Origin of the sequence: Terribacillus saccharophilus (assembly GCF_046592595.1) — a bacterium.
GTDB lineage: Bacteria > Bacillota > Bacilli > Bacillales > Amphibacillaceae > Terribacillus > Terribacillus saccharophilus_C.
In genome coordinates, this window is sequence record NZ_JAWVPF010000006.1 from 278,071 (window position 1) to 284,324 (window position 6,254).

At 45.3% G+C, this 6,254-nt stretch carries 6 protein-coding genes; all 6 read left to right on the forward strand.

Going from position 1 to position 6,254, the window contains the following annotated elements; all coding sequences use genetic code 11:
• The first annotated feature begins 3 nt into the window (after positions 1 to 3).
• Complete coding sequence (locus tag SFC25_RS12485) at positions 4 to 831, forward strand: MetQ/NlpA family ABC transporter substrate-binding protein (RefSeq protein ID WP_411215589.1); 828 nt, start codon at positions 4 to 6, stop codon at positions 829 to 831.
• Positions 832 to 1,063: 232 nt separating this feature from the next.
• A complete protein-coding gene (gene sufC, locus SFC25_RS12490) occupies positions 1,064 to 1,843 on the forward strand; it encodes a Fe-S cluster assembly ATPase SufC (RefSeq protein WP_095224341.1) in 780 nt (259 codons plus the stop codon).
• Between the two features lie 17 nt (positions 1,844 to 1,860).
• Positions 1,861 to 3,165: a Fe-S cluster assembly protein SufD gene (sufD, locus tag SFC25_RS12495; RefSeq protein WP_411215590.1), complete on the forward strand. Its 1,305-nt coding sequence runs from the start codon at positions 1,861 to 1,863 to the stop codon at positions 3,163 to 3,165.
• Positions 3,165 to 4,391, forward strand: coding sequence for a cysteine desulfurase (locus tag SFC25_RS12500; protein WP_411215591.1), 1,227 nt, complete (start codon positions 3,165 to 3,167; stop codon positions 4,389 to 4,391). Before sufD ends, SFC25_RS12500 begins: the two co-directional genes overlap by 1 nt.
• Positions 4,381 to 4,815 carry a Fe-S cluster assembly sulfur transfer protein SufU gene (gene sufU / locus SFC25_RS12505; RefSeq protein WP_411215592.1) on the forward strand — a complete coding sequence of 145 codons (435 nt, stop codon included), beginning with the start codon at positions 4,381 to 4,383 and terminating at the stop codon, positions 4,813 to 4,815. Before SFC25_RS12500 ends, sufU begins: the two co-directional genes overlap by 11 nt.
• Before the next feature lie 53 nt (positions 4,816 to 4,868).
• Positions 4,869 to 6,254: Fe-S cluster assembly protein SufB (sufB, locus tag SFC25_RS12510; protein WP_411215593.1), on the forward strand; the 1,386-nt coding region annotated here is incomplete at its 3' end.

The window sequence follows — 6,254 nt, forward strand, 5'->3', positions numbered from 1 at the left end:
CATTTGAAAAAGACATTATTAGTTATTCTATCAGCAGCTTTCATGATCTTCCTGGCAGCTTGCGGTTCATCTGGCAGCGGCTCAGGAGACGAAGAAACAACAACAATCAAAGTTGGTGCTTCCAGCACACCGCACGCGGAAATTCTTGAAGAAGCAAAACCGATTCTTGAAAAAGAGGGCGTGAATCTTGAGATCGAAGAATATCAGGATTATGTTCTTCCGAACGATGACTTGGCAAGCGGAGACTTGGATGCGAACTACTTCCAGCATATCCCTTACCTAGAAACTTCAAACGCAGATACTGGCTATGACCTGATCAGTCTTGGAGCAGTTCATTTGGAGCCAATGGGTGTATATTCTAAAAATATCAAGAAAGTCGATGATATCAAGGATGGTACAGAAGTGATCATGGGTCGTAACGTAGCAGAGCAAGGACGTATCCTATCCATCTTCCAAGAAGCTGGTCTTATCACGATCAAAGATGGTGTAGAACCTGTAGATGCTACGTTGGAGGATATTGGCGATAACCCGAAAAACTTGAAATTCAGCATGGATGTTGACCCAGCATTCCTTCCTGATACGTATGAATCAGAAGAAGATGCACTTGTTGTCATCAACACGAACTATGCATTGCAAGCGGGTCTTACACCTTCTGAGGACGCATTGATCCTTGAGGGTACGGATTCTCCATACGGAAACATCGTAGCTGCTCGTGCAGAAGATAAAGATAATGAAGCATTGAAAAAATTGATGGATGTCCTTCATTCAGATGAAATCAAACAGTTCATCGAAGACAATTACGACGGAGCAATCCTTCCTGTCGATAAATAAGAAGCAGTATTCTCATGCCTTTGCTGGAATTCTCAGCAGAGGCTTTGTTTTTGGCTTGAAATGGATGTGTGATACAATAGGAAAAGATCATGTTAAAACTGTGTATTTATCCAGTAAAAAAGTTGATAATGGTCGAATAATGCTTTAAGATTGTAATGAGAATAAATTGATAATGTGTTTAAATAACGTGTTATCGAAACTTATAAAATAGCAGCTATCGGAGGGTTTATAAATGGCAGGTTCAGTTTTAGAAATTAAAGACCTACATGTTTCGATTGAAGATAAGGAAATTCTAAAAGGTGTAAACCTTACGATAAAGAGCGGGGAATTCCACGCGGTTATGGGGCCAAACGGTACTGGTAAATCCACACTGGCATCAGCGATCATGGGACATCCTAAATACGAAGTGACAAGCGGAAGCATCACTTTGGATGGAGAAGATGTGTTGGAGATGGAAGTGGACGAGCGCGCTCGTGCTGGTCTGTTCCTTGCAATGCAGTATCCAAGTGAAATCAGCGGTGTAACTAACTCTGACTTCCTTCGTTCTTCCATCAATGCCCGCCGTGAAGAGGGCGATGAGATTCCATTGATGAAATTCATCAAAGAAATGGACGAAGCGATGGACTTCCTTGAAATGGATAAGAACATGGCACAGCGTTACTTGAACGAAGGTTTCTCCGGTGGGGAGAAAAAGCGTAATGAAATCCTTCAGCTTCTAATGATGAAAGCTGAAATTGGTATCCTTGACGAGATCGACTCCGGTCTTGATATCGATGCACTGAAAGTTGTTGCAAAAGGTATCAACAAACTGCGCGACGAAAACTTTGGTTGCCTAATTATTACCCACTATCAGCGTTTGCTAAACTACATCGAGCCTGACTTCGTACACGTTATGATGCAAGGCCGTGTTGTAAAATCCGGCGGTTCCGAGCTTTCCCAGCGTTTGGAAGCAGAAGGCTACGATTGGATCAAACAAGAGCTGAACATCGAAGACGAAACAATTAACGCGTAAACTGGAGGAGGGATCTTATGACTGTTGAAACGAAGCAACAATATAATGATGAATATATCAGCCGTTTTTCCAGTTCCCGCAATGAGCCTGAATGGATGAAGGAACTTCGCCAGCAAGCTCTTTCCCAATCGGAATCTTTGGACATGCCAAAACCCGATAAAACTGGGATCAAGAACTGGGATTTCGATACGTACGTGCATGAAGTGGAAGGGGAGAAAATCACTGCATTGGACAGCCTGCCGGCAAGCGTGGCTGCGCTAATCGATGCGGATAATGCTCCAAACCTTTACATTCAGCGCAATAATAGTGCAGCATACCTTGCCCTAAGCGAAAAATGGAGCGAACAAGGTGTTATCTTCACAGATATCTTCACTGCCCTGCAGCAGCATGGTGACTTGGTGAAACGGTTCTATATGAAGGATGCTGTAAACATCGATGAAGATCGTTTGACTGCTCTTCATGCAGCATTGATGAACGGCGGCGTATTCGTATATGTTCCGAAAAACGTTGTAGTGGATGAGCCGCTTCAAACCATCTTCTGGCAGGAAGATGATAAAGTAGCTTCCTTCAATCATATTTTGATCGTTGCTGAAGCGAATAGTGCTGTAACATACGTTGAAAACAGTATCTCCCATAACGCAGACCAAGCAACATTCGCCAACGTGGTGACAGAAGTCATTGCAGCGGATAATGCCAACGTTTCTTATGGTGCGGTTGATAACTATGCTGCAGGTACGACTGTTTATGCAAAACGCCGCGGTGTAGCTTACCGTGATGCTCGCATTGACTGGGCGATCGGCCAAATGAACGATGGCAATACAATCAGTGAGCATATCACACACTTGATCGGTGATAACTCCGGTTCCGAAGCGAAAAGTGTAGTTGTTGGACGCGGAAAACAAATCCAGAACTTCACTACGAATATCGTTCACTTCGGTAAGAATTCCGTCGGAAGCATCTTGTCCCATGGTGTCATGAAAGACCAGGCGAGCTCTGTATTCAACGGTATCGGTAAAATCGAACATGGTGCCAGCAAATCGGATGCAACGCAAGAAACACGTGTCTTAATGCTTAGCCAAGGTGCACGCGGTGACGCGAACCCGATTCTTTTGATTGATGAAGATGATGTAGTGGCAGGACACGCAGCTTCTGTAGGCCGTGTTGATCCGCTTCAGCTTTATTACTTGATGAGCCGCGGAATCACGAAGCATGAAGCTGAACGCTTGATCATCCATGGATTCCTTGCACCTGTTGTAAATCAGCTTCCGATTGAAACGGTAAAAAATCAGCTGACTCAGGTAATCGAAGGGAAAGTAAACTAATGGATGCCCGCTCTATCCGTGAACAGTTCCCGATCCTGCATCAGGAAGTCAACGGACATCCGCTTGTTTACTTGGATTCCTCTGCAACTTCCCATAAGCCGATCAAGGTATTGGAAGCTGTGGATGCCTACTACCGGAATGACAACAGCAATGTACACCGCGGTGTGCATACGCTGGGAACCCGGGCTACGGACAAGTATGAAGGTGCAAGAGAAAAGGTGCAGCAATTCATCCATGCCAGAAGCACCAAGGAAGTGATTTTCACACGCGGCACAACAACGGCAATCAATACGGTTGCGAATAGTTACGCCCGCGCAAACTTGGAGCCTGGTGATGAAGTGATCATCACACCGATGGAGCACCATAGTAATATCATCCCGTGGCAGCAGGCGGTCAAAGCGACCGGAGCAACACTGAAATACTTTGAACTGAATGAAGATGGTACACTGAACATGGAAGATGTGAAAAAATCGATCGGTCCGCAAACGAAGATCGTCGCTTTGACGCATGTCTCCAATGTGCTGGGAACCATTAACCCTATAAAAGAAATCGTCGAGCTTGCTCATCGGCAGAATGCTGTCGTTCTCGTAGACGGAGCACAAGGCGCTCCGCATTTGAAGGTGCATGTGCAGGATCTTGATTGTGATTTCTATTGCTTCAGCGGTCATAAGATGTGCGGACCGACCGGAATCGGTGTCCTTTACGGTAAGCAGGAACTGCTGGAAAATATGGAACCTGTTGAATTCGGCGGTGAAATGATTGATTTCGTACATCTTTATGATTCGACATGGAAGGAGCTTCCTTGGAAATTTGAGGGAGGAACTCCGATCATTGCAGGAGCAATTGGTCTTGGCGCTGCGATTGACTTCTTGACTGAAATCGGTCTGGATAATATTGAAGCACATGATAAGAAGCTGACTGCATATGCGATGGAACGGATGAGCGAGATAGAAGGATTGACTATTTATGGTCCTTCAAAGGACAAACGCTCTGCAGTGGTCACTTTCAATATTGATGGTGTCCATCCGCATGATACAGCGACTGCACTCGATACAGAAGGTATCGCTGTCCGTGCCGGACATCATTGTGCTCAGCCGCTTATGCGCTGGCTGGACGTGACAGCTACTGCCCGTGCAAGCATGTACGTTTACAATACCGAAGACGATATCGACAAACTTGTCAGCGGACTGGCAAAAACGAAGGAGTTTTTCGGAAATGTCTTTTAATAACCTTGATACACTCTACCGGCAAGTGATCATGGATCACTATAAACATCCGAGGAATCGTGGTAAGCTGGAAGAAGGCGCACTTGTAGTCGATATGAATAATCCGACTTGCGGAGACCGTATCCAGCTGCAGCTCCAGGTGGAGGATGGCAAGGTGAAGGATGCGAAATTCGAAGGAGAGGGCTGCTCTATCAGCATGTCCTCTGCCTCTATGATGACACAAGCCATCAAAGGTAAATCCATTGAAGATGCACTCCGGATGTCTCAGCTGTTCTCCGACATGATGCTAGGTAAGGAAATCGATCCTGGCAATCTGGAAATGGGCGATGTGGAAGCACTCCAGGGGGTTGCGAAATTCCCGGCACGTATCAAATGTGCAACACTCGCTTGGAAGGCAATGGAGCAAGGCGTCGAAAAGAACTAAGACTTTGAACACTGTCGTGTGAAATAGATGTAATCCTACAAGGAGGTTTTACCATGGCTAAAAAAGCGCCTGAAATTGGAGATTACCGGTATGGCTTCAGCGATCGTGATGTATCCATTTTCCGTACGGAAAAAGGCCTTACACCTAGAATCGTTGAAGAAATCTCTAAATTGAAAGAAGAACCACAATGGATGCTGGACTTCCGTCTTAAATCCTTAGAGCAATTCTATAAGAAACCAATGCCGCAGTGGGGTGGAGACCTTGCTGAGCTTGACTTCGATGAAATCACATATTACGTGAAACCATCCGAGCGTTCTGAGCGTTCTTGGGACGAGGTGCCGGAAGAAATCAAGAACACATTCGATAAACTAGGTATTCCGGAAGCTGAACAGAAATACCTTGCCGGTGTTTCCGCACAGTACGAATCCGAGGTTGTTTATCATAACCTGAAAGAAGACCTGGAAGAGATGGGTATCATCTTTAAGGATACAGATACTGCACTTAAAGAAAATGAAGACTTGTTCCGCGAATACTTCGGTAAGCTTATTCCGCCTTCCGATAATAAATTCGCAGCTTTGAACTCGGCAGTATGGTCCGGCGGCTCCTTCATCTATGTACCGAAGGGCGTTAAGACTGATACTCCGCTGCAAGCATATTTCCGAATCAACTCTGAAAACATGGGTCAGTTCGAGCGTACGCTTATCATTGTTGATGAAGGCGCGTCTGTACATTATGTAGAGGGCTGTACAGCTCCTGTATATACAACGAACTCCCTGCACAGTGCAGTAGTCGAAATCTTCGTAGCAAAAGATGCTTACTGCCGTTACACGACTATCCAGAACTGGGCGAACAATGTCTATAACCTAGTAACAAAACGTGCGACAGTGGACGCTAACGGTACGATGGAATGGATCGATGGTAACATCGGTTCCAAGCTTACAATGAAATACCCAGCAGTCATCCTTAAAGGCGAAGGCGCTCGCGGTATGACATTGTCCATCGCACTTGCAGGTAAAGGACAGCATCAGGATGCTGGTGCGAAAATGCTTCACTTGGCACCAAACACTTCTTCAACGATCGTTTCTAAATCCATCTCTAAACAAGGTGGTAAAGTAACGTATCGCGGAATCGTCCACTTCGGTAAGAAAGCAGACGGCGCTCGTTCTAACATCGAGTGTGATACGCTGATCCTGGATAACAAATCCACTTCCGATACGATTCCTTACAACGAGATCTTCAATGAGAACATCTCTTTGGAACACGAAGCGAAAGTTTCCAAAGTATCCGAAGAGCAATTGTTCTACTTGATGAGCCGTGGTATCTCTGAAGAAGAAGCTACAGAAATGATCGTAATGGGCTTCATCGAGCCATTTACGAAAGAACTTCCAATGGAATATGCCGTTGAAATGAACCGTCTGATCAAGTTCGAAATGGAAGGT